Origin of the sequence: Mesorhizobium sp. M5C.F.Ca.ET.164.01.1.1 (assembly GCF_004792125.1) — a bacterium.
GTDB classification, from domain to species: Bacteria; Pseudomonadota; Alphaproteobacteria; order Rhizobiales; family Rhizobiaceae; genus Mesorhizobium; species Mesorhizobium wenxiniae.
In genome coordinates, this window is the sequence record NZ_SRTG01000164.1 from 1 (window position 1) to 396 (window position 396).

The following is a 396-nucleotide window of genomic DNA, read 5'->3' on the forward strand; positions in this document are numbered from 1 at the left end:
GGGCGCTGGCGCAGCAGTCCGTGATCGAGGCGGCGCCGGCGACGAATCAGCCCCCGGTCCGGCTCCGCCGGGGGACGATGCCGGACGGTTGTGGAGACGGCCGGGCGATGGAGGCATAGGCGCATCGCCGGCCTCGGCGCGGCGTGACAAACGTCGGCCGTTGTGCTGGAAATCCTCAAGACCAGCCTCGAGAGGTATGCGCCGGTGAAAAAGGGATATCGACAACTGCTCGATGAGGCCAATGCCGAGATCGAGGAGGTTTCGCCGGAGGAAGCGGCGGGGCTGATCGAGGACGAGGATACGATCTTCGTCGACCTGCGCGATCCGCGCGAAGTCGAGCGCGACGGCAGGATACCAGGCGCCAGGCATGTGACGCGCGGCATGCTGGAATTCTGG

Annotated in this window: 1 protein-coding gene; it reads left to right on the forward strand. The window is 66.9% G+C overall.

Going from position 1 to position 396, the window contains the following annotated elements; all coding sequences use genetic code 11:
* Positions 1-204: 204 nt before the first annotated feature.
* Positions 205-396: rhodanese-like domain-containing protein (locus EN807_RS32935; protein ID WP_281405246.1), on the forward strand; the 192-nt coding region annotated here is incomplete at its 3' end.